Genomic DNA, 22,713 nt, shown 5'->3' with positions numbered 1-22,713 from the left:
AATTAAAGTACTTTTTAAAGAAACCGAAGTCATTCTTGCCAAAGAAATCAGTGGAAAAATAAGCCTTCAAAACAAAATCGATTGTAGTGTTCATTCTTTTGAAAAAGGAAATTTACTCTGCAAAATAATTTTAGCATTTGGCAATTACAAAATCGTTTCAGTGATTACCAGAAATGCTTTTGACCAACTCGAAATTCAAGAAAACGATTTGATAACAGCAATGATAAAAACCAACGAAATAAGTTTGTCTCATGATTGATTTCGAACCAATATATCTCACGCTGAAACTAGCCTTGACCACTACATTTATTTTACTTGTAGTCGGATTGCCTTTGGCGTACTGGTTAGCGTATAGCAAAATGAAATCAAAAGTATTTGTCGAAGCGATTGTCAGTTTACCATTGGTTTTACCACCTTCGGTTTTGGGTTTTTATTTGCTGATTGCCTTTAGTCCCGAAAATGTTTTTGGCAAATTTCTCGACAATTATTTGGACATTCGATTGGTTTTTACATTTACTGGATTAGTGATTTCATCGGTTTTGTATAGTTTGCCTTTTATGGTACAACCCGTTCAAAGCGGATTCAAATCGATATCCAAAAATTTGATTAATGCTTCTTATACTTTGGGAAAAAGCAAATTACAAACGGTTTTTTATGTACTTCTTCCGAATATGAAAACTGCATTGATTACCGGAATTGTTCTAAGTTTTGCACACACAATAGGAGAATTTGGTGTCGTTTTGATGGTCGGAGGAAGCATTCCTGGCGAAACCAAAGTCGTTTCTATCGCTGTTTTTGACGAAGTAACCAATATGAAATATCACGATGCCAACGTGTATTCAGCTATTTTATTGATTTTTTCATTTGTTGTTTTATTGAGTGTTTACAGCATTAATCATCGTTTTAGCAAAATAAGTCCGTTGCCATGATCCATTTTAAAATCATTAAAAAACTGCAATCCGCATCTGGTGAAATGACTTTGGATCTTGATTTTCGAATTAAGGAAAAAGAATTTGTGACTTTGTATGGCGCTTCAGGATCCGGAAAAACTACCACTTTACAAATTCTTTCAGGCTTGATTCGCCCTGATGAAGGTTTTATTAAAGTCAACAATAACGCTTGGTTAGACACAAAATCAAAAATAAATTTACCTCCGCAAAAACGTAAAATTGGTTATGTTTTTCAGGATTATGCTTTGTTCCCGAATATGACCGTTCGCGAAAATCTAACTTTCGCCTTAGAAAAAGGACAAGATAAAACAATCGTTGACGACTTATTACAAACGATGGAACTCGTTTCTTTACAACATCAAAAACCGCATCAATTGTCTGGTGGACAACAACAACGCGTCGCTTTGGCAAGAGCTTTGGTTCGAAAACCTGATATTTTACTTTTGGACGAACCTTTATCTGCAATTGATATTGAAATGCGTTTGAAATTGCAGGATTACCTTTTGCAAGCCCATAAAAAATATAACTTAACCACCATTTTGGTTAGTCACGATATCGGTGAAATTTACAAACTTTCTGATCAGGTAATTATTATTGAAAATGGTTCAATTAACAAAAAAGGCACACCTTCTGAAGTTTTTTCAAGTCATTCTAATAGTGGGAAATTTCAATTTATTGGAGAAATTTTAAAAATCGAAAAAGAAAATTTTATTTACATCGTTTCGGTTTTAATTGGAACTAACATCGTAAAAGTCATTGCAATGGAAGAAGAAATTCAGAATCTTAGCATTGGTGGAAAAATAGTAGTTTCTTCCAAAGCATTTAATCCGATTTTATCGAAATTGAGCTAATTTCAATCAAAAACTCATCTTTATTCGCTAAAGTTAAAACTTTGACAAGCTTTAAGTTCAAATTAAAGAATATGTTTATTATTTTTACCCCATAATTATAATAAACTATGGCTTCATCCTTTGAAAAATTTCAAAAACGCAGATTACTTTCTTCTTATTTCTCGGTAGTCTTGAGTATATTCTTAGTATTATTTCTTTTAGGAATACTGGGCTTTTTCATTCTTAATTCTAAAAAATTGGCTGACGATTTCAAGGAAGAAATCGCAATGACCGTATTTTTTAAGAACGAAGCAAATGACAGTATTATAAAAGCTTTTGGAACCGAACTAAAAACGGCTCGTTTTGCGAAATCATTCGTGTATGTTTCAAAAGAAAAAGCTGCAAAAGAACATTCTGATATTATTGGCGAAGATTTTGTAACCTTTTTAGGCGAAAATCCGTTGCAAAATTCATACGATATTCACTTAAAAGCCAGATTTGTGGAGCGCGATAGTATTGCTAAAATAGAATCTCGTTTACGCAAAAATGCTATGATTTCGGATATTGTGTATGATAAGCAATTGGTAAATTTAGTAAATGACAATATCAAAAAAGTGAGTATGTGGATACTAATCGTTAGTGGTTTCCTGACTATTATCGCAGTATTATTGATTAATAGCTCGTTACGCCTATCCATTTATTCTAACCGTTTTATCATCAAAACCATGCAAATGGTGGGCGCGACCAAATCATTTATTAGAAAACCATTTGTAATGCGCAGTATAAAACTAGGAATGATTGGAGCTGGTCTTGCCATTCTTGCTTTAATTGGTGTTCTTGTTTATGTTCAAAACAATTTTCCTGGACTAGGAATTTTAGATGACAAATTAATGGTTGCTACAATATTAATTGCAGTATTTGGAATTGGCGTTTTAATTACTTGGTTAAGCACATATTTTGCAACACAACGATTCTTAAATTTAAGAACAGACGATCTTTATTAATTTAGATTGCAGATTTAAGATTTAAACGAAAATAAAAATGAAAAATAACGAAGAACAAAAACACGAATTTCTTTTTGAAAAAATAAACTATAAAATCCTATTGATTGGAATTGGAGTTATAGCATTTGGATTTATTCTAATGTCTGGTGGAGGAAGCGATGATCCAAATGTATTCAACGAAGAAATTTTTAATTTCAGAAGAATTCGTCTGGCACCAACAACCGTTTTGATTGGTTTTGGAATCACGATTTATGCTATTCTTAAAAATCCTAAAAAATAGTAACAGTAACCATTATTTGTTTGCAATAAACAATCAACTGAATACTTAAAAACTGATCACTTAATAAATGAATACATTACAAGCCATTGTTCTTGCTATTATTGAAGGAATAACTGAGTTTTTGCCAGTTTCTTCTACTGGGCACATGATTATTGCCTCTTCGTATTTTGGAATTGCACATGATGATTTTACTAAACTTTTTACGATTGTAATTCAACTTGGAGCTATTTTATCGGTTGTGATTTTGTATTTCAAACGCTTTTTTCAATCGCTTGATTTTTATTTCAAATTATTAGTAGCCTTTATACCAGCTGTTGTTTTTGGTTTACTTTTTAGCAAAAAAATTGATGCTTTACTTGAAAACCCCGTGACAGTTGCAATTTCATTATTAATTGGAGGAATCATTTTATTAAAAGTGGATGAATGGTTCAATAATCCAAATGTTACAGAAAGCTCAAACGAAATTAGTTATTTGCAGGCTTTTAAAATTGGAATGTTTCAATGTTTGGCAATGATTCCTGGAGTTTCCAGAAGTGGCGCTTCGATTGTCGGTGGAATGTCTCAAAAATTGTCACGTACTACGGCAGCAGAATTTTCATTTTTTCTTGCTGTACCAACGATGCTTGGCGCAACTGCAAAAAAATGTTATGATTATTACAAAGATGGATATGTACTAACGCATGACCAAATTAATTTGCTAGTAATTGGAAATGTGGTTGCTTTTATTGTCGCTCTTTTGGCTATTAAAAGTTTCATCGGATTTTTGACTAAAAACGGTTTTAAAGTTTTTGGCTATTACCGTATCATTGCCGGACTAATATTACTGGCGATACATTATTTCATTCATCCTTTGACTGTAATTTAATGACTACCGAAGATTTTTTAAACGGTCAAGTTCTCTTAATAGATAAACCTTTGCATTTTACTTCTTTTCAAGCAGTAAATAAGATAAAATATTTATTAATCAACAAAGTAGGATTACCAAAAAAATTCAAGATTGGACATGCCGGGACTTTAGATCCATTGGCATCAGGACTCTTATTGATTTGTACTGGCAAATTCACTAAAAGAATTTCAGAACTTCAAGGTCAAGCCAAAGAATATACTGGAACATTCTTTATTGGTGCCACAACACCTTCTTACGATTTAGAAACCGAAATCGATCAAACTTTCGACACTTCACATATTGACGAAGCTTTGATTCACGAAACCGTAAAACAGTTTTTAGGCGAAATAGATCAAAAACCACCTGTTTTTTCAGCCATTAAAAAAGATGGTAAAAGACTTTACGAACACGCAAGAGCTGGAGAAGAAGTTGAAATAGCTTCAAGAAAAACTACAATTCACGAATTTGAAATCACAAGAATTGCACTTCCTGAAATTGATTTCCGAGTAGTTTGCAGCAAAGGAACTTACATACGTTCACTGGCTTATGATTTTGGAAAAGCAATGAATTCGGGATCGCATTTAACGGCTTTGCGTCGGACAAAAATTGGAGATTACAATGTTGCAGATGCTACAGATGTTACTTTATTTGAACAAACTCTTACTCCTCGATTATAGTCATAAAAAAACACATTACAAATACATACCTGAATTTGAAATGTGTTTTGATAAATTTAAAGTAATGTTAATTCATACTTTTCAAGCTGTTTGCGCTAAAGGTTAATAATGCACGGCACTTTCGTTTCCAAATAAGAAATGTGATATGTGATCATAAAACTTATCAAATAATCTATTCAAAAGGATTAATCTTTTCATAACGATGTTTTTTTAATTATTAAACAATATTTAAAGACACCAATAAAAAAGTAAATCAAAAATAGCAGACCTGTTAGCAGTCACTAAATTACGATTTTTTTTCAATAGAAAGATTATAATTGTGAAGAAATATTCCTCTATACGAACATTATTTTCTTGTTCAAACTTTTCCTGTTTTTGTTTTAAATAATGTCAAAAACGGAACTTCAATTTACAATTATTCTATTTTTTGAATTTGATCCTGAAATCTTCATTAACTATTACGATTTCGAAATGTTTTTTGTGCGAAATAAGTTGATTATTCCACAAAACACATTGATAATCAATACTTTTGGTTTAATTTTATTTAGATAAAAATAGTTATACGCACAATTTTCGATAACAATTAGAGGAATAAATAGAAACTAATAGTAAACAGATGAAAAATATTATCATAATAATTTGGCTAATTTTCGCTTATAATTCAGAAATAAAAGCTCAGTCAGGTTGCACAGATGAGCTGGCTACTAATTATAATTCTTCAGCGACTGTAAACGATGGAAGTTGTACTTATACAGCTGCTTCGGTAACACCTGCAGTTTCTTATAATTTGGGAGCTTCTTTAGTAGAAACATCGGGTCTAATTGAGTGGAATGGATCACTCTATACCCATAACGATAATACGGATACCAATATTTACCAAATTAGCAAAACGGGTGACTTATTAAATACTTTTCCATTACCAAATACGAAAAACGTGGATTGGGAGGAAATATCGCAAGATGAAAACTATATTTACATTGGTGATTTCGGAAATAACGCGGCAGGAAACCGTAAAGATTTGAAAATTTATAAAATTAAAAAAAGTACACTTGCTACAGCTCCTGAAATAGAAACGATTAATTTTTCATATTCGGACCAAACTAATTTCACCGCCCAGTCTGCCAATAATACCGATTTTGATTGCGAATCAATGATCGTTGCCTCAGATGGAATTTATCTTTTTACAAAACAATGGCTTAGTAAAAAAACCACGATTTATAAGCTTTCAAATACCGCTGGAACTCAAATTGCATCACCCATAACAACTGTTGATGTTGGTGGCTTAATAACTGGCGCGACCTTCAAAGAAAACCTTCATTTGCTCACACTTTGTGGATATAATGAAACGCTCTCCCCTTTTATTTATCTGATTTATGATTTTAAACTAAATGATTTTGCTATTTCAAATAAGCGAAAAATTGATATTCCACTCCAATTCTATCAGATTGAAGGGATTGCTACTGCTGATGGCTTAGAATATTATCTATCTAATGAAAAATTTGAGAAATTGCCTTTTGCTAATATTCAACAAAAATTACACAAAATAGTACTTAACCCATATTTGGAAAATTATATAAGCAAACTCTCGATAAATGATCTAAATCCACAATCAGCCAAAGGAGTTTTGTACCCCAATCCAACGGACGGCGAAGTAAAAATCAGTCTCAAAGACGCGGTTGGTCAGAATTATAAAATATATGATTTTTCAGGAAAGAATGTCAAAGCAGGAGTATTGAATTCAAATTCCTTAGATCTGGCGGAATTCTCCACAGGGACTTATCTGGTAATATTTCCAGAATCAAATCAACAATTTAAAATAATCAAAAAATAATTTTTACGATAAAATATTAACATTCAAGCCTTGCATTATCGCTGTAATTTCATCTTGGGTAGATAATCCTTTGTCATGTAGATACCACAACTGTAATTGCGTTTTGGCTTCTTCATCAACAACACCGAATTGTAATTTATAATTTTTAATTAAATCAGATGCCCCTTTTGGTCTAGGTCCCCAATCAGCAAGAACTTCTCCAGAGTTTTTATCAACTACCAAAAGTTTTGGAATCGCTCTGCCGCCATTGGTCAAATACTTTTGCATCAAATCATCATTAGTATCGCGGAAAACAATTTTTAAATCTATTTTATCCGACTCAGCAGCCATTTTGTTAATAATTGGCAAGATTTGGGCAGCGTCTCCACACCAACCTTCAGAAATAACTAGCCAAATATATTCTTTAGTAACCGTTTTTAATTTGACACTAATTTCTTCAGGAACAGTAATTGTTTTATCCAAACGTTTTAATCGGGATTGATTTAGAGTTGAATATTGCAATAAATCTTCGGATTGTTCATTGCCTGTTGATTTCCCTTCAGCTAATAAATTGGTTATAATTTCTTTATATTCTGCGTAGGAATAGCTACTCAACAACGCTTCGGTTACTACATTTTCCATTTTGGATATTTAATCTAGCTAAAAAGAAATCAGCATACCGTTATTGAACTGTTCACAACAGTTTTCATCGTGTTTTCGCGATTACTTTGTTGCTGAACTCAATAACAATATGCTTATTCCGTTATACAAGTTTATTTGATGCAAAAGTAGTATTAACATAGCTTTTAAAATGTGATAAAAATCATTTAAAACAAAGAAAATTTAAATATATCTCGTTTTTAGCAAATTATTAGTAAAAAAACTAGACAAAAAGTTAATTTAAATATTTAAGGATCACAAGTTTCAAAAAAAACAGAATATGTCTATATTTGCACAAATTTCGCAATACTGAACTCAATTGGTAGTGCAATTTACTTTCGATAACGAAAGGGAAACTTAAAAAACAAAACTGACTGATGAAATACAAAAGAATCCTTCTGAAATTAAGTGGTGAAGCATTAATGGGCGAAAGACAATACGGTATTGATCCTGCTAGATTAGCCGAATATGCCGATGAAATTAAAAAAGTACACGATAAAGGTGTAGAAATAGCTATCGTAATTGGCGGTGGAAATATTTTTAGAGGTGTTGCTGGAGCAAGTAATGGTATGGATCGCGTTCAAGGGGATTATATGGGAATGTTGGCGACAGTTATTAATGGAATGGCTTTGCAAGGTGCACTTGAAGAAAAAGGAATGAAAACACGTTTGCAAACCGCTTTGAAAATGGAGTCTATTGCAGAACCATACATCAAAAGAAAAGCTGACCGTCATCTTGAAAAAGGAAGAATTGTAATTTTTGGAGCAGGAACAGGAAACCCATATTTTACTACTGATACTGCAGCTGTTTTACGTGGTGTAGAAATTAATGCCGATGTAATCCTAAAAGGAACCAGAGTTGACGGAGTTTATACTGCAGATCCAGAAAAAGATGCTACGGCTACCAAATTCAATTATATTTCTTTTGAAGATGTATTGAAAAAAGGATTGAATGTTATGGATACTACAGCATTTACATTAAGTCAGGAAAATAAACTTCCAATCGTAATTTTTGACATGAACAAACAAGGTAATTTGTTGAAAATTTGTAAAGGAGAAAACGTAGGAACAGAAGTAAACATATAGTTATCAGTATTCAGTTATCAGTTTGCAAAAAGCTTTAAATAACAGAATAGCAAACTAAATTAAATAAAAACAAAAATGACAGAAGAAATTGAATTTATATTAGATAGCACTGAAGAATCTATGACAGGTTCGATTGAGCATTTAGAAAAAGCATTTTTAAATATTCGTGCAGGAAAAGCGTCTCCAGCCATGTTAGGTAGCGTTTTTGTTGATTATTACGGATCTGCATCACCACTTTCACAAGTTTCTAAAATTAGTGTTCCTGATGCCAGAACTATTACGCTTCAACCTTTTGAAAAAAACATGTTGCATCCTATTGAAAAAGCAATTATGGTTGCCAATTTAGGATTTAACCCGATGAATAATGGAGACATGATCATCATCAGTGTTCCGCCGCTTACAGAAGATCGTAGACGCGAACTTGCAAAACAAGCAAAAGCTGAAGCTGAGGATGCTAAAATTGGTGTTAGAAATGCAAGAAAAGATGCTAATACAGATATCAAAAAATTAGAGAAAGAAGGAACTTCTGAAGATATTTGCAAAAGTGCTGAAGAGCAAGTACAAAACTTGACCAATTCTTATATCAAAAAAATTGACGAGCTACTTTCTGTAAAAGAAGCCGAAATCATGAAAGTTTAACTTTCCATGTAAACAGATTATTAAATCTGTCTTGTATTTTGAAACAAGGCAGATTTTTTTATTGCCGTTGCTGTGTCTTCAACAATAGACAGCAATACTGGATTTTTTTAGCTGCCCCCACATTCCTAATATTGCAAACTGTTTAAAAATCAAATGTTTGAAATAAAAAAAGATCAAAAAAAGATTCTCAAAAGACAATTTCTTCATTAAAAGTTGTTTCTTTATAGCTTCTTAAAGACAAATAAAATTGATAATTAGTGAGGAATAACAGCAAATTTTATGGGCTTTTGTTTTTTGTGACAATGTCTCTTCTATTGCTATCCAATCAATTTTCATTTGGACAATCAGTTCGCGATACTACAAAAATTTGCGAGATAAAATCACTTCCTGAATTTTTCAAAAAAGAAGATTCCGTTTTTGTAGTGAAGCCGTTAAAAAATGACTTTTTACTTGTATTACCCGTAATTTCACTACAACCCGCAAACGGTTTTATATACGGAGCAATATCTCAGTATACGTTCAGAGACAAACACCCAGACGACAAATTTTCGACTGCCTATATGATGGCAACTTACACGACCAAAAAACAACTTTTGATAGATGTAAAAAACAACTTGATTCTGCATCGCAACAAACTTTATATGGGCGGAGATTGGCGTTATTACAAATTTTCTCAGGATAATTATGGGCTAGGATCGGATATTATTCCTCCAGTTGGAACTGATTTTTCAACAAAATCAATAGAGCAGGGAATGAAATACGACTACTTTAAATTTCATCAAACAGCTTCTATTTTAGTTGCCGATGATCTCTTTGTTGGTGGTGGAATTCATTTTGATGGTTACATGAACATTAACGATGAACTTTTGGATGTTGAGAATAATCAACTCACCTATCACTACGAGTACAATACTTTACACGGTTTTAGTACAAAAAAGTATTTTGTAAAAGGAATCAGTGCCAATATCATTTATGATTCAAGAGACAACTTGGTCAATCCTAACCACGGATGGTTTGCAAATGTTAACTACAAAACTAACCTTCGTATTCAAGAAAACGGTTCACCTAGTTCTGTATTATTCACAGAATTTAAATATTACATTCCGTTAAGCAAAACCAATCTGCAACATGTTTTAGCTTTTTGGAGTTACAATCAATTCATGACAAAAGGACGTTTGCCTTATTTGAATTTGCCCGCTATCGGATGGGATCAGCAAAGCCGGTCAGGAAAAGGTTATACGCAAGGATTATTACGCGGACAGGATTTGTGTTATTTCGAAACAGAATATCGCTTCCCTATTACCTGCAACCAATTATTAAGCGGAACTGTGTTTGCCAACTTTACCTCAACAAGTGACAGAGATAGGGATATTCAACTTTTAGAGTATATTCAACCCGCATTTGGAGTGGGTTTACGACTTTTAATTGACAAAGCCACCAGAACAAATATCATAGCTTCCTATAGTTGGGGAAGTCATGCTCAGAGTTTATATATTAATACCGGAGAAAGTTTTTAGGGTATTAAAATTTCGATACTGTTATTAAATACCACAAGGTCTGAAAAAGACCTTGTAGGTAGATAAGATAAATTAAAATCTTTGAATTTAAAGCAACTTTGATCGGCATCTTTTAACTTAAAACTCAGAGACTTAAAAAACTAAGGTTTAATAATCAAAACCGAAGGCGTATTGTTAAGCCAAATACTATGAGAATCGATTAATTTTTTCCAGCTTTCAAGGCTGATAATCATTAAATCCTGTTGTTCCAAAAACTCTTTTTTAATTGTTCTGTCTTGCATCGTCATGATGTGATTTGGTGCAATTTGCTCAATCGAACGAACCAATTCCTGAATTTCACGATTGCCATTTGATTGTCCAATAGTGTCCAAAATAGTGACTTGCGCACCATTATTATGAATTAATTTTTGAGCAAACTCCATCAAAAAGCCATCTTCTTTACTGAAAATAGGCATAAAAACACGATCAATATCTTCAAGTTCTTTATCAACAAGAATTCCAACTGGCATTTTACTGTTTGCAATAATTTGTCTTGTTCGTTCGTCAAAAGGAGAATTTTCGAATAAACCTTCTTTACCAGTAATCTTATCTAAAAAACGATCTGGGTTAATGATTCGAGTTGTAAATCCAAGAACTTTTCCCAATAGCGTTCCCTCAAAAATAGATTGCCCTAGACCAACTAATAATAAATCATATTCCCCTTGATTTGCAGTTTCTGTAATCTCCGAATCGATATCATTTGATACTTTAAAGAGTGTATAAACTTGTTGGCCCAGGTTTTCAGATTCGTTAATAACCGGCAAAAATACTTCCTTTTCATAATCTTTCAAATCAAACGAATGCATCTCAGAACTCAATGACAAATGCATTGTGGTTACTATAGAATTTACACTTTGCTTCTTAACCAGACTATTGGCAACTTTCAATAGCTTTTTCCCTTTCTCTGAATTTTCAAATGAAATAAGGATTTTGTATTTGCCTTTGGCGCTTATACCCTCTGGAATTATTGTATTTTTGACTCTAAAAATATAATTAATAAAATCCATTGCAGGACCAGTCATAAAGGTTGTAACCAACGCCATAATTACCATCATTGTAAATATTTGAGCAGACAAAACTCCTAAGTCATAACCGATATTCAGCACCACCAATTCCATTAAACCTCTAGTATTCATCAATGCTCCGATGGACAAACTATCTTTCCAATTATGTCCGACAATTTTGGCGGCTAAAGCACTTCCAAAAAACTTACCTACTACAGCAACCAAAATAATCAGTCCCGTAACTTTCCATAAATAAGGATCATCAATCAATCCGATTTGAGTTCTTAAACCCGTAAAGACAAAGAACAATGGAAGCAAAACAATAACTGAAACGTCTTCTACTTTTTCGATAAAAATATTACGGAACTTATTGTTTTCCGGCATAATTACACCCGCCAGAAAAGCTCCAAATAAAGCATGAATCCCAATTAGCTCTGCAGCATAAGATGAAAACAATAAAGTCAAAAAGAAAATAGCGACAACTGGCTTATTCAAACTTTCTCTTGTGCTATTCAAATCCCCTACTTTTTTTAGAAAAGGACGAACGACTTTAAACATTAGAATGACATAAATCAAAGTCAAGCCCATCACATAAAGCGAACTCACGAACGAACCTGCCTTTACAATGGCAATAACGGCTGCCAAAATACACCAAGCCGAAACGTCATCTGCAGCGGCGCAAGTAAGCACAATTGATCCCAATTTGGTTTTATGAATGCCGCGTTCCTGCACAATCCTTGCCAAAACCGGAAAAGCCGTAATACTCATCGCAATTCCCAAAAACAAACCGAAAGAAGTAAATTCAACCCCTTCAGGAGCAAACGAATGATAAATATAATATGCCAATCCGATACCTAACGCAAATGGAATTATTATACTCGCATGACTAATTACAACTGCATCATGAGCTTTGTTTCTCAGGGCTTTTAAATCGAGTTCCATTCCTATGACAAACATGAAAAAGATCAACCCGATTTGGCTTAAAAACTGTAAGTTACCCAACGAACCTTTTGGAAAAAGTAAAGCCGAATATTCTGGAAAATACATTCCAATCAAAGACGGGCCTAAAACCACACCTGCTACAATTTCTCCAACTACCGAAGGTTGTCCAATTTTTCTACAAATCCATCCAAAAAAACGGGCAATCAAAATAATAGTGATGACTTGTACCAAAAGAATAGCCAACGGGTTTTGTAAATTATGACCCATCGAAGTAACGAAGTGGTTCCAATGTCCATTTCCTGTTTGATTATGAACAATATTCTGCCCGATTTCAAGCACTTTCCCTTTAAGAATAATCCAGTAAATCAAAGTTGAAAATCCACCTATAATGATCAGATAAAAAAATGAATTTTTAAGACTCTTCATAAGACGCTTTTTAGAATTAGTTAATTTCGATGCAAATATGAGGACTGATTTTTTAGATAGAAAATGAATTTGATTCAAATTTTAACCAAATGTAACAAGCAGGAAAAACTTTGTAATAAGTTAGATTTTCACTTTCGAAAGGAAATCATTTCGATAGGTTTCACTTAAGACCAATGTGATTTTCCTTCCGTTTTTTTCCGGGACAGTAAGTGTAATTTCATTATGATTAAAAAACTGCATGGCCGATATTGCAATGATTTCTTTTTTGTTCACACGACAAAAATCAGCCTTTGGAAGCTGATTTAATAACGATTCAAATTTGATGTTTTTCAGAATTAAAATACTTCCATCAGACAAGTGCACTTCTTTGTCCCGGCTATCTACCAATGCCGTTTTGATGTATTGAACCTGATTAAAATACAGTAATGCTTTTCCTTTATCAGTATTTAAATGAATAAATTTTTTGGAAGCATTTGATTTTTGAAATCGTTCCAAAGCTTTGGCTACAGCTCTTTCCAAACGTTCTTTGGTCACAGGTTTTGTAATGTAATCCACCACATCAATATCAAAAGCTTCGGCTGCATAATTTTTGTAAGCAGTAGTAAAAATTACAAGTTTATTTTGCAAAAAACTTGCTAAAGTTAACCCATCAATTCCAGGCATTTCAATATCGGAAATACACAAATCGAAATCGAGATTAGGAATTTCATTCAGTAATTTTTGAGGATCATCAAATGCTTTTACGATTTCCAGTTCCGGAATTTGCTCGCAAAGCATTTTCAGGTAAGTCAGGCCTGGCAATTCATCGTCAAGTAGTAAACATTTGATTTTTGTATTCAAGAAGATTGATTTTTAAATGCGCAACGTAGATGTCATTTTCTACAAATTTATCCAATTTGAATTGATTTTTGTATATAATTTTCAATCGTTGTTCCAATGTTGTCGCGCCTATACCGCTCCGTTCTTTTTTCAATGCTTTTTTCTCTGAAATCTTATTGGAAACTGTTAGATAAAAGCAATTATCTTTAAATTCAAATAGTATTGAAATAAATGCATTTGCACTTTGCAAGTCGGCATGTTTAAAAGCATTTTCAATTAAATCAATCGAAATCAAAGGAGCCAAAAGCTTTTGATCATAGAGTTTTTCACCTTCATTAATCTTGGTTTTCACTTTCAAATCAAACAGCGGACTCACTTTAATTTTGTTGATTTCGATAAGATTGAGTGCAAACTGAATTTCTTCTAAAGGCGAAACAAACTTCTTTTGACTTTCGTATAAAATGTAATCCAAAACATTCGCCAATTTATCCAAAGCAAAATACGTTTGATAAGCGTGTGATTGAATCGAATTGAGAATGTTCTTGAAAAGATGTGGATTGAGTTTGGATTCCAATGTTTCTAATTGCAGATTGCCCACTTTCATTTCGAGCAAACCAAATTTTTCTTCGATATTTTTTCTGGTTTTTCCAGATTCTAATAATCGATAAACGAGATAACAAAGTACCGCAACAAGTATTAGGATAATAACCAGTAACAAATATACAATACTATTATTTTGGTAAGTGTTATCCATTTAATTTGAAATAATAATTAGTGTGCCGAAACGTATTTCAACCCGATGATAGAAGAGATCAGAGTAAACAAAAAGAATAGTCTCCAGAATGTCGCAGGCTCTTTGAAAACAAAAATACCAACCAACACCGTTCCTACTGCCCCAATTCCTGTCCAGACTGCGTAGGCTGTGCCAATTGGAAGCGTTTGAGTAGCTTTATAAAGAAGCGTCATGCTAATAGAAAGCGCAACAAAAAATCCAACCATCCACAATGTAGAGGTCATTCCGGTAGTTTCTTTTGCTTTGCCTAAACAGGTTGCAAAACCTACTTCAAAAAATCCTGCAATAATAAGTAGAATCCAGTTCATGATTTTACAGTTTAAAGACGCAAATATACTGCTTTTTTAGAGCGGAATGTTTTGACAATTATTTCCGATAAGTAAAATTAACTTACAAATAAATCTTCATCATAAATCACCTCATCGTCTTCGGTTTTTACAAAAATGTGATACTTCCCGATTGGTAATTCAAAACCGATATTTCCACTTTTTGGAACCACTAAAAAACTTTCAATTGGAATCGCTAAGTTTTTCAATGCATCGAATTCTTTAAAATCAACTATTTCAACTAAAACCTCTTTATTTTTGGACTCAGAAATTTTTTTGCTCTTTATAATTGCTTTTTTGAATTCGGCATTAGGATAAATCTTTTTTAAAGTTGGTTTTAGATTATTAACCAAAAAATAATCTGCTGAAGATTTTACTTTTGTAGTATCCGTAAAATATTTGCGGGGAACTAAAGTCAAATCTTGTTTAGTATCCGCACAAATCACAGTTTGATTGATGGTTATGGGATTAATTCCGGACAATTCTTTAAAATATTCTCCTAATCTTTTCGGTTTTGCATTTGCCTTTTCAAGATGGCCATGACCCACATAAATAAAAATTTTAGCTTTTGGGTCTTTCTCTAAAATCTTCATAACATTTTTTGCCTGACCCAATTCTCTATCAACTCCCTTATCAACATTTTCATGTCCAGAAACAGTAAAACCTAATACAAAAGCTTTTCTTATGAAGTGTGCAAAATAAGGCTCATCTGTATAAATTCCATTGCCATAATTTGGTGTTAACATGTTTTCTTTGCTTTCCCTAAATCCTTCAAGTGATAAATAATTATATCCATTTACCTTCAAAGTTTCCAGCAATTCCATCGCCAACAATCGGTGTTTAGGATAATAATGGTCTTCATTAAGCATGATAACTTGGTTTTCTTTTGCTATTTCTGCAATCTTCCCCAAAACAGCTTCATCACTGTAAACGTTTTCTTTGGTAGATAAATCGGCTATCAATGAGTTGAAATTTTGCTTACTTTCTTTTTCGTAACCAACAATCAAGGAGTCATACACTTTATTATTAGACATTGAAGCATTAACCGTGGACAGGAACTGGAATTTATCATCATTTCCTCCTCTCGATTTTAAAGGTGCCGTTTGAAGTTTTTTGCTGGCAAAAAGCGGATTGGGATGAATATTTGGAAAATTTTTTATAAATATGGATACAAACGACAAATTCTTGTTATCCATGGAGTCAATCGCTATTTTATTCAGTAAATCGTGAGCGATTACCGAAGAACTACTGTCCTTATTTGAATTGGCTTTCAACAGTCCAACGACTTTTCTATTCCCTTTTTGCTTTTGGAACAAGAAAATATGATTAACTGTATCAGATACTACAGTTTTAACATTACTACCATTAGCGGTTGATGCTGTACCATTTTGATAGAAGAAATACATTTCAACACCTTTTTCTTTATCGTCGGCAACCAGAAAAAGGTCTTTTGTTGATAATTTATTACTCTTTGCTAATTGTTTATATTCCTTTTCATTGACAAGAGAAGCTTTCCGGAATTGGATGTTTTTATCAAAATCAATCCCCACTTTTAGAGAATCATTGTAAAAATAATTTCTGATGAAATAATTTCTATCAGCCAAATTGCTTTTTTGAGCAGCACAAGAAATGAAAAAGAACAGGAACAAAAAATTAAAGAATCTATGCATTATTAAAGGTTTGGTTAGGGGTATATTTTGGCAAAAAATCTATTAGCTGTTAAAGCTTCAATTTCTTCATCAATTCAAACTAAATTTCAAATCATTATTTAGTTAAGGCTTAATAATCAATACCGATGGGACTTCGCTTAACCAACTTGATCTTGAGTTCAATAAATCTTTCCAGCTTTCTATGCTCACAATCATTAAATTCTGATTGCTTAAAAATTCGGTTGTTAGTATAGAAGCTTTTTCTAAAATAACATGCTTAGGGAATTTTTGGTTCAAAGATTCTATAGCACTTTCAATAACAAAATTGGTTTCCATATGACCGTGAACATCCAAAAAAGTCACAATGGTATTATTATTGTAAATTAATTTTTGAGCATAATCAATCAAAAAGGAATCCTCGGGACTGTATATCGGTAAAAAAACCTGATTTACTTCTTTCAAACCTTTATCGATCAAGACTCCCAATGGTAATTTTACTTTCGACACAATTTGTCTGGTTCTGTCGTCAAATGGAGAATTGTCGAACAAACCTTCTTTACCAGTAAATTTATCCAGTAAACGTTCAGGATTGATAATTCTGGACGTAAAACCAATTACTTTCCCTAATAAAGTTCCTTCGAAAATTGATTTACCCAAACCAACAATCAATAAATCATAGTCTCCCTGATTGGCAATATCAACGATTTCAGCTTCAATATCGATTGTCGCTTTAAAAACAGTCGTGATTTCCTGTTTCAAAATAACTGCTTCTTTCAAAATAGGATTAAAGCTGCTTTTCTCTTTATCTTCCATATTAAAACTGTGCATTTCATCACTCAAGGACAAATGCAAAGCCGTAATACTCGTAGAATCATTTTGTTTTTTGACCAAACTATGTGCCAATCTTAACAAAGATTTTCCTTTCTCATTATTACCAAATGAAATTAAAATGCGATACTTGTTTTGATCGGCTTCCTCCTCAAGATCAACGCTGTCGGTGGTTTTAAAAATATAATTTATTACATCCAAAGCCGGACCTGTCATAAAAGTTGTGACTAATGCCATGATGACCATCATTGTAAAAACTTCGGTAGTAAGCACTCCAAGGGCCAGACCAATGTTCAAAACGATTAATTCCATTAATCCTCTGGTATTCATCAAAGCACCGATGGTTAAACTGTTTCTCCAGCTTTGTCCGACAAATTTGGCCGCTAAAGCGCTTCCGAAAAACTTACCAACAACCGCCACCAGAATGATAAAACCGGTCACTTTCCACATATACGGCTCGTTAATCAAACCTATTTCTGTACGTAATCCGGTAAAAACAAAAAACAAAGGAAGTAGTAAAATAACAGATACATCTTCGACTTTGGAAATAAAAACAGTTCTAAATTTTGGGACATCCGGCATAATTGCGCCCATCATAAAAGCGCCAAAAAGCGCATGAATCCCAATTAATTCGGTAGCATATGAAGAAATAATTAATATCAAAAAGAAAATTGCAACTACCGGTTTACTCAAACTGTCTTTGGTGGCATACAAATCCCCTATTCGTTTCAGGAAAGGTTTTACCAAATAAATCATCGCCAAAACATAAATCACCGCTAACGTAATTATATACATCGAACTCTCAAAAGTTCCGGCTTTTACAATAGCAATTACAACCGCTAACAAACACCAAGCCGTTATATCATCGGCGGCGGCACAGGTAATGGCAATAGCTCCTAATTTGGTTTTATGCATTCCTCTTTCCTGAACAATTCGCGCCAAAACCGGAAAGGCAGTTATACTCATCGAGATTCCCATGAACAAACTAAAAGAAAGAAATTTTACACCTTCTGGCGCAAACCGATTGTAAACAAAATATGCCAAGCCAATTCCTAATGCAAATGGAATAACAATACTAGCATGACTGATAACAACAGCTTCTTTCGCTCTGTTTTTCAAGACTTTGATATCGAGTTCCATTCCAATAACAAACATAAAAAGTATAAGTCCTATCTGACTTAAGAATTTTAAGTTTTCCAATGAATTAGCTGGAAAAAGCGCCTGAAAAAATTCCGGGAAATACAAACCTAATAATGACGGTCCAAGTGCGATCCCTGCGATAATTTCGCCAATTACTGAAGGCTGTCCAATTTTTTTGAAAATCCATCCAAAAAGGCGAGCTACAAGAATAATCATGATAATTTGTGCCAATAAAATTGCCAAAGGATCCTGAATATTATGAAGCATTGAGGTTAAAAATTCCTGCCAGGAATCCCCAGCAGTTTCAGTATGGACAATCGTTTTATTGCTTTCTAGATATTTCCCTTTCATTAATATACAATATATTAACGCTATAAAACCACCTGTTACGCCAAAGTAAAACAGTGTATTTTTGTATTTTTTCATAGTTACTTTATAACTTCTTACTAATTTCTCTATCACTATAATTAGTGCAAAGATGAGAGTTTCAAATATATAATTTATTAATACACAAATTATCTTATTGTAAACAAAAAATAGATCAGAAAAGCCAGTTAAACGCTATAATTTCCAAGAACTTTATGACATTATTAACTGTTTTGTTTACATTTGCATCCATTTTAAAATGACTATGAAAAAGAAAAAAACTGTTGGGTTTTGGGAAACTATTGCCCGAATCGTACTTAAAAACAGAATCACGATACTTGGGGTAATTCTTGCCATGACTATCTTTATGGCTTTTCAATGGAAAAATTTGGCAATGACTTATACAGAAGCCAATTTACTTCCGAAAAAACATATTGTAAACCAGCAATATCAAGACTTTTTAGACAAATTTGGAGAAGAGGGAAATTTGATTGTTATCGGAATTAAAGACAATACTTTTTTTACTCCAAAAGCCTTTGCTGCGTGGAATGAATTAATGACGGGTTTAAAGAATTCAAAGGAAGTAGAATTTGTTATTTCATTGAATGATTTAAAAACTCTGGAAAAAGATACTGTTGCCCAAAAATTTAAAATGGTTCCGCTTATCGACCAAAAGCAAACAGCAAATCCAGAATACCTTCAAAAAATAAAATTCGAATTGTTTCATAATCTTCCTTTTTATGAAGGTTTATTATTCAATAAAGAATCCGGAAGTATTCGCTCTGTGGTTTATCTGAACAAAAAAATCGTAAACACAGCTGCCCGAAAAACCTACATTTTAGAAAATCTTGTTCCTAAAATAGACAAGTTTGAAAAAGCAACCGGAATCGATCTTCGTGTTTCGGGAATGCCGTACATCAGAACGATTAATGCCGAAAATATGAAAGGCGAAATTGGTCTTTTTATTGGCGCGGCATTATTCATTACCTCATTAATTTTCTTCTTGTTTTTCAGATCGTACCGTGCCACTTTTATCTCGATGTGTATCTTGATTATTGGTGTAATGTGGTCTTTTGGAACACTTGGTTTATTTCATTATAAAATAACAATTCTTACCGCGGTTATTCCACCATTAATTATTGTTATCGGAATTACCAACTGTATTTTCCTGATTAACAAATACCAGCAAGAAATAAAAATTCATCAAAATCAAGCCAAAGCTTTACAACGCGTTATTTCTACAATTGGTGTTTCTACTTTGATGACCAATTTGACAACAGCAGCGGGATTTGCTACTTTTATGATTACAGGAAATGATCTGTTATTTGAGTTTGGATTGGTAACTTCTTTAAATGTAATTACCGTTTACTTGCTGACTCTTGTTATTGTGCCAATAGTGTACAGTTTTATGCCTCTTCCTGAAGAAAAGCATTTAAAACACTTAACCAAAACTTATATTTCTGCACTATTAAACTGGGTCGAAAGTATTGTAAAGAACCGACGCAAAACCATTTATATTGTTTATGGCTTATTATTGATATTTAGTGTAATAGGTGTTTCTCAAATGAAAGTTTCGGGAAGTTTGATAGGCGAAATGCCAAAATCAGCATCTTTTTTTAAAGACATTATCTTTTTTGAAAAAGAATTCAATGGAGTAATGCCATTAGAAATAATGATCGACACTAAGCACAAAAAAGGAGTAATGAAACTTTCTACTCTGAAAAAAATGGATGAATTGCAAGAAACCATTGCAGGAATTCCAGAGCTTTCAAAACCAGTTTCAGTGGTTAACTTAGTAAAATATTCTAAACAGGCTTTTTACAACGGTAAACCTGAATATTACGAATTACCGACTTCGCAAGAGCAGGCTTTTATATTATCGTATGCCAAAAATGCGACCAAAAGTACCAAAGGCGACTTAATGAAAAGCTATGTGGATCAAACAGGACAATATGCCCGAATAACTACTTTCATGAGAGACATCGGAACTGAGGAAATGGCCAGAGTCGAAAAGCAATTAGAAGACAAAATTGCCAAAGTTTTTCCAAAAGAACGCTTCAATGTTACCCTTACCGGAAAAGCGTTGGTTTTTCAAAAAGGAACAACTTACCTTGTTGACAACCTTATCGAGTCTTTGATATTTGCAATTTTCCTTATCGCTGGATTAATGGCTTATTTATTCCGTTCTGCGAAAATGGTTATGGCATCGGTTATTACAAATATATTGCCGCTTTGCATCACATCAGGTTTGATGGGGTATTTTGGAATCCCTTTGAAACCATCGACTATATTAATTTTCAGTATTGCTTTCGGAATTTCGGTAGATAATGCGATTCAGTTCATGGCAAAATACCGTCACGATTTGAAAGTTAACAATGGTAAAGTTAAAAAGTCAGTGATGAGTGCTATGAGAGAAACTGGTATTAGTACTTTTTATACTTCGGTGGTATTGATTATTGGGTTTGCAACATTTACGCTTTCTAGTTTCAGTGGTACGATCGCCTTAGGAGGATTGATTTCTTGTACATTGGCATTTGCGATGTTTGCCAATTTATTGGTTTTACCGGCATTGGTTTTGACTTTCGAGAAAAAGAGAACTAAGAGAGAAGAGCACATTGATATTGAGTCATACGACAATGCTTCAATCGAAGTAACTGAAACAAAGCAAACTCATTATCAGGAATAAAGTTGTTTTTTCAATTCATCATTAGAACGCAATTACAATCTTAAATATTAAGTCCAGCCCAAAAGGCTGGATTTTTTGTTTAATCTGTAATTGATATGTGCTTGCTTCGTTCTTGGCAGTGAATTTCTCTTTAAAAAACGACAATTCCACTATTACCTAGCCCCGATAGCAGCGGCATCCTTTTACTTTTTTCTTTAAAAAGTAAAAGATATAGCGAATAGCGGGAATTAGCTTCTAAAAAATTGCTTCAAATCAATTATATTTGCAATTGGATTAATGCTGACTTTTTGATCCAAATTCAGAATTCTAAAATTATAATGAAAATGAGACACACGAAAGTTAAAGACCTATTAAACAGTACTACAACGCTACAGGAAATAAATGCAAAAGGTTGGGTTAGAACTTTTAGGAACAATCAGTTTATTGCTTTGAATGATGGTTCGACCATCAATAATATACAGTGTGTTGTTGATTTTGAAAATACTCCAGACGAGATTTTAAAGAGAATTACAACAGGTGCTGCGGTTTCGGTTACTGGTCATTTGGTTGAAAGCAAAGGCGCTGGTCAGAAATTTGAAATTCAGGTTTCTAAATTAAAAATCCTTGGAGATTCGGATGCGGAGAAATTCCCAATGCAGCCGAAAAAACACTCTTTGGAATTCTTGCGTGAAAATGCACATTTACGTGTTCGCACCAATGCTTTTGGGGCGATTATGCGTGTGCGTTCAGTTTTGTCGTTTGCAGTTCACAGTTATTTTCAACAAAAAGGGTTTGTGTATGTAAACACGCCAATCATCACCGGAGCTGATGCTGAAGGTGCAGGAGAAATGTTTCAGGTAACTTCATTGCCTTTGGACAATTTGCCTAAAAACGAAGAAGGAAATATTGATTACAAAAAAGATTTCTTTGGCAAACACACGAATTTAACCGTTTCTGGACAATTAGAAGGTGAGACTTTTGCAATGGCTTTGGGTCAGATTTATACTTTTGGACCAACGTTTAGAGCAGAAAACTCAAATACTTCTCGTCACTTAGCAGAATTCTGGATGATTGAGCCTGAAGTTGCTTTCAACGACCTTGATGACAATATGGATTTGGCTGAAGATTTTATTCAGTATGTAATTAAATATGCTTTAGACAACTGTAAAGATGATTTAGCTTTCTTAGAAGGAAGACTTCTGGAAGAAGAAAAATCAAAACCACAAGCTGAAAGAAGCGAAATGACTTTGCTGGAAAAATTAAACTTTGTTTTGGAGAATAATTTCAAACGAGTGTCTTACACCGAAGCCATTGATATTTTAAGAGATTCTACTCCAAACAAAAAGAAAAAATTCCAATACATCATCAACGAATGGGG

Annotated in this window: 20 protein-coding genes; 13 read left to right on the top strand and 7 right to left on the bottom strand. The window is 33.2% G+C overall.

What is annotated here, in order from left to right:
• The 8 genes from VLC96_RS05020 to VLC96_RS04985 form a co-directional block, all read left to right on the top strand.
• Nucleotides 1-259, top strand: a 259-nt coding sequence (locus tag VLC96_RS05020) for a TOBE domain-containing protein (RefSeq protein ID WP_325261028.1), incomplete at its 5' end; no start/stop codon positions are given.
• Nucleotides 252-929, top strand: a complete 678-nt coding sequence (gene modB / locus VLC96_RS05015; protein WP_325261027.1) for a molybdate ABC transporter permease subunit — start codon at nt 252-254, stop codon at nt 927-929. The genes VLC96_RS05020 and modB, both read left to right, overlap by 8 nt.
• Nucleotides 926-1,801: a sulfate/molybdate ABC transporter ATP-binding protein gene (locus VLC96_RS05010; RefSeq protein ID WP_325261025.1), complete on the top strand. Its 876-nt coding sequence runs from the start codon at nt 926-928 to the stop codon at nt 1,799-1,801. Before modB ends, VLC96_RS05010 begins: the two co-directional genes overlap by 4 nt.
• A 107-nt stretch (nt 1,802-1,908) precedes the next feature.
• Nucleotides 1,909-2,784, top strand: a complete 876-nt coding sequence (locus tag VLC96_RS05005) for a cell division protein FtsX (protein WP_325261023.1) — start codon at nt 1,909-1,911, stop codon at nt 2,782-2,784.
• A 37-nt stretch (nt 2,785-2,821) separates the two neighbouring features.
• Entirely contained in the window at nt 2,822-3,064 is a 243-nt protein-coding gene (locus tag VLC96_RS05000) for a DUF3098 domain-containing protein (protein ID WP_325261022.1), read from the top strand.
• Between the two features lie 67 nt (nt 3,065-3,131).
• Complete coding sequence (locus tag VLC96_RS04995; protein WP_325261021.1) at nt 3,132-3,929, top strand: undecaprenyl-diphosphate phosphatase; 798 nt, start codon at nt 3,132-3,134, stop codon at nt 3,927-3,929.
• The gene (gene truB, locus VLC96_RS04990; RefSeq protein WP_325261019.1) at nt 3,929-4,627 is read left to right on the top strand and encodes a tRNA pseudouridine(55) synthase TruB; all 699 of its coding nucleotides are present in this window, start codon (nt 3,929-3,931) and stop codon (nt 4,625-4,627) included. The genes VLC96_RS04995 and truB overlap by 1 nt, the downstream gene beginning before the upstream one ends.
• Nucleotides 4,628-5,243: 616 nt before the next feature.
• Nucleotides 5,244-6,458: a T9SS type A sorting domain-containing protein gene (locus VLC96_RS04985; RefSeq protein WP_325261017.1), complete on the top strand. Its 1,215-nt coding sequence runs from the start codon at nt 5,244-5,246 to the stop codon at nt 6,456-6,458.
• A 3-nt stretch (nt 6,459-6,461) separates the two neighbouring features.
• Here VLC96_RS04985 and VLC96_RS04980 read toward each other — a convergent pair whose 3' ends face one another.
• Nucleotides 6,462-7,079 carry a thioredoxin family protein gene (locus tag VLC96_RS04980; protein WP_325261015.1) on the bottom strand — a complete coding sequence of 206 codons (618 nt, stop codon included), beginning with the start codon at nt 7,077-7,079 and terminating at the stop codon, nt 6,462-6,464.
• 395 nt (nt 7,080-7,474) lie between these two features.
• Here VLC96_RS04980 and pyrH point away from each other — a divergent pair, with 395 nt between their 5' ends.
• The 3 genes from pyrH (at nt 7,475) to VLC96_RS04965 (ending at nt 10,338) form a co-directional block, all read left to right on the top strand.
• Nucleotides 7,475-8,182, top strand: coding sequence for a UMP kinase (pyrH, locus tag VLC96_RS04975; RefSeq protein ID WP_325261013.1), 708 nt, complete (start codon nt 7,475-7,477; stop codon nt 8,180-8,182).
• A gap of 75 nt (nt 8,183-8,257) precedes the next feature.
• Entirely contained in the window at nt 8,258-8,821 is a 564-nt protein-coding gene (frr, locus tag VLC96_RS04970; protein WP_325261012.1) for a ribosome recycling factor, read from the top strand.
• Between the two features lie 302 nt (nt 8,822-9,123).
• Entirely contained in the window at nt 9,124-10,338 is a 1,215-nt protein-coding gene (locus VLC96_RS04965; RefSeq protein WP_325261011.1) for a BamA/TamA family outer membrane protein, read from the top strand.
• 140 nt (nt 10,339-10,478) lie between these two features.
• On the opposite strand, the gene VLC96_RS04960 is transcribed toward VLC96_RS04965, so the two are convergent.
• From VLC96_RS04960 to VLC96_RS04935, 6 genes are all read right to left on the bottom strand, one after another.
• On the bottom strand, nt 10,479-12,749 hold the full coding sequence (locus tag VLC96_RS04960; RefSeq protein WP_325261010.1) for a cation:proton antiporter: 2,271 nt from the start codon (nt 12,747-12,749) through the stop codon (nt 10,479-10,481).
• A gap of 120 nt (nt 12,750-12,869) precedes the next feature.
• Complete coding sequence (locus VLC96_RS04955; protein ID WP_325261009.1) at nt 12,870-13,589, bottom strand: LytR/AlgR family response regulator transcription factor; 720 nt, start codon at nt 13,587-13,589, stop codon at nt 12,870-12,872.
• Nucleotides 13,558-14,322 carry a histidine kinase gene (locus VLC96_RS04950; RefSeq protein WP_325261008.1) on the bottom strand — a complete coding sequence of 255 codons (765 nt, stop codon included), beginning with the start codon at nt 14,320-14,322 and terminating at the stop codon, nt 13,558-13,560. Before VLC96_RS04950 ends, VLC96_RS04955 begins: the two co-directional genes overlap by 32 nt.
• Before the next feature lie 17 nt (nt 14,323-14,339).
• Entirely contained in the window at nt 14,340-14,669 is a 330-nt protein-coding gene (locus VLC96_RS04945; RefSeq protein WP_325261006.1) for a DMT family transporter, read from the bottom strand.
• A gap of 77 nt (nt 14,670-14,746) precedes the next feature.
• On the bottom strand, nt 14,747-16,357 hold the full coding sequence (locus tag VLC96_RS04940; RefSeq protein ID WP_325261004.1) for a hypothetical protein: 1,611 nt from the start codon (nt 16,355-16,357) through the stop codon (nt 14,747-14,749).
• A gap of 102 nt (nt 16,358-16,459) precedes the next feature.
• A complete protein-coding gene (locus tag VLC96_RS04935) occupies nt 16,460-18,730 on the bottom strand; it encodes a cation:proton antiporter domain-containing protein (protein WP_325261003.1) in 2,271 nt (756 codons plus the stop codon).
• 205 nt (nt 18,731-18,935) lie between these two features.
• Here VLC96_RS04935 and VLC96_RS04930 point away from each other — a divergent pair, with 205 nt between their 5' ends.
• Nucleotides 18,936-21,356 (top strand): efflux RND transporter permease subunit, encoded by a 2,421-nt coding sequence (locus VLC96_RS04930; protein ID WP_325261002.1) that lies wholly within the window; start codon nt 18,936-18,938, stop codon nt 21,354-21,356.
• 323 nt (nt 21,357-21,679) lie between these two features.
• On the top strand, nt 21,680-22,713 hold a 1,034-nt coding region (gene asnS, locus VLC96_RS04925; RefSeq protein WP_325261000.1), incomplete at its 3' end, for an asparagine--tRNA ligase.

This window comes from Flavobacterium sp. (assembly GCF_035456085.1).
GTDB lineage: Bacteria > Bacteroidota > Bacteroidia > Flavobacteriales > Flavobacteriaceae > Flavobacterium.
The sequence above is the reverse complement of the archived record's forward strand: the minus strand, read 5'-3'. Positions and strand labels throughout refer to the sequence as shown.

Coding starts and splice junctions, on each gene's coding strand:
- VLC96_RS04930 (WP_325261002.1), top strand. CDS start 18,936: ATGAAAAAGAAAAAAACTGTTGGGTTTTGGGAAACTATTGCCCGAATC.
- VLC96_RS04960 (WP_325261010.1), bottom strand. CDS start 12,749: ATGAAGAGTCTTAAAAATTCATTTTTTTATCTGATCATTATAGGTGGA.
- VLC96_RS04980 (WP_325261015.1), bottom strand. CDS start 7,079: ATGGAAAATGTAGTAACCGAAGCGTTGTTGAGTAGCTATTCCTACGCA.
- VLC96_RS05010 (WP_325261025.1), top strand. CDS start 926: ATGATCCATTTTAAAATCATTAAAAAACTGCAATCCGCATCTGGTGAA.
- VLC96_RS04945 (WP_325261006.1), bottom strand. CDS start 14,669: ATGAACTGGATTCTACTTATTATTGCAGGATTTTTTGAAGTAGGTTTT.
- VLC96_RS04965 (WP_325261011.1), top strand. CDS start 9,124: ATGTCTCTTCTATTGCTATCCAATCAATTTTCATTTGGACAATCAGTT.
- VLC96_RS04985 (WP_325261017.1), top strand. CDS start 5,244: ATGAAAAATATTATCATAATAATTTGGCTAATTTTCGCTTATAATTCA.
- VLC96_RS04935 (WP_325261003.1), bottom strand. CDS start 18,730: ATGAAAAAATACAAAAATACACTGTTTTACTTTGGCGTAACAGGTGGT.
- VLC96_RS04950 (WP_325261008.1), bottom strand. CDS start 14,322: ATGGATAACACTTACCAAAATAATAGTATTGTATATTTGTTACTGGTT.
- VLC96_RS04995 (WP_325261021.1), top strand. CDS start 3,132: ATGAATACATTACAAGCCATTGTTCTTGCTATTATTGAAGGAATAACT.
- VLC96_RS05000 (WP_325261022.1), top strand. CDS start 2,822: ATGAAAAATAACGAAGAACAAAAACACGAATTTCTTTTTGAAAAAATA.
- pyrH (WP_325261013.1), top strand. CDS start 7,475: ATGAAATACAAAAGAATCCTTCTGAAATTAAGTGGTGAAGCATTAATG.
- frr (WP_325261012.1), top strand. CDS start 8,258: ATGACAGAAGAAATTGAATTTATATTAGATAGCACTGAAGAATCTATG.
- truB (WP_325261019.1), top strand. CDS start 3,929: ATGACTACCGAAGATTTTTTAAACGGTCAAGTTCTCTTAATAGATAAA.
- VLC96_RS05005 (WP_325261023.1), top strand. CDS start 1,909: ATGGCTTCATCCTTTGAAAAATTTCAAAAACGCAGATTACTTTCTTCT.
- modB (WP_325261027.1), top strand. CDS start 252: ATGATTGATTTCGAACCAATATATCTCACGCTGAAACTAGCCTTGACC.
- VLC96_RS04940 (WP_325261004.1), bottom strand. CDS start 16,357: ATGCATAGATTCTTTAATTTTTTGTTCCTGTTCTTTTTCATTTCTTGT.